Origin of the sequence: Mesorhizobium sp. M4A.F.Ca.ET.090.04.2.1, from assembly GCF_003999085.1 — a bacterium.
In the GTDB taxonomy this organism is placed as follows: Bacteria; Pseudomonadota; Alphaproteobacteria; order Rhizobiales; family Rhizobiaceae; genus Mesorhizobium.
In genome coordinates this window covers 1-766 of sequence record NZ_RZOT01000967.1, presented here as the reverse complement: position 1 = coordinate 766, position 766 = coordinate 1, and the positions used below count along the sequence as shown (strand labels likewise).

The 766-nt window shown below is 65.1% G+C and carries 1 protein-coding gene and 1 pseudogene; one reads left to right on the top strand and one right to left on the bottom strand.

Annotation, left to right across the window (positions count from 1 at the left end):
- Positions 1-402 (top strand): amidohydrolase family protein (locus tag EN781_RS33535; protein WP_145965829.1); only part of this gene is annotated, 402 nt, incomplete at its 5' end.
- A gap of 111 nt (positions 403-513) precedes the next feature.
- Here the strand turns inward: EN781_RS33535 and EN781_RS33530 are convergent.
- A pseudogene (locus EN781_RS33530) lies at positions 514-766 on the bottom strand (MFS transporter); the annotation flags it as partial.

The following is a 766-nucleotide window of genomic DNA, read 5'->3' as shown; positions in this document are numbered from 1 at the left end:
CAGATGAAGGACGGCCTGACGCTGGTCGGCGAGAACCCTCAGACCAACTTCATCCTCACCCATGCCGGCATGCTGACCGGCATGGAACCGGAAACCACCGAGGCATGGAAGACCGGCCTGCGCACGCTCTCCGCCGCGCCCAACGTCTACGCCAAGCTGTCCGGCCTGGGCACCTTCGTCCACCGCAACGATCCGGCGCTGATCGCCTACATCGTCGACAACGCGATCGATATCCTCGGCCCGGACCATCTGATGTTCGGCTCGAACTTCCCGATCGAGAAGCTGTGGACCAGCCACGCCGAGTTGATCAAGGCGCACCGCGCGGCGGTGGCCAGGCACGGCGCAGCGGCGGAAGCGGATATCTTCTGGAACACTGCTGAAAGGGTTTATCGACCGGCGTGAGAGCCTGCACCCTGTGAGAGACGGTGGATCGGGGCGCGCCCCGAGACGGATGAGGGCGCGACCAAAGGCGGAGGCGGAGTATATCTCGGCGATCGGCCCAAAATCCGGATGTCAATTCCGCGGCGAATGGCCTGAAACCTCGGCGCCCGCCGCCGGCGGCAGCACCAGGAAGCGGAAGGCAGCCGCAAGACCGATTCCGCCGACCACCAGGAAGGCGATCCTGAAATCGACCAGATCGAGTGCTGCCCCGCCTCTTGCGATCTGCGACAGATTGAGGACCGCCGCCGCGACCGCTACGCCGAACAACATCGATATCTGCTGCAGCATGCTGGACAAGGTCGCCGCCGAGCTGCGCTGCGCGGCG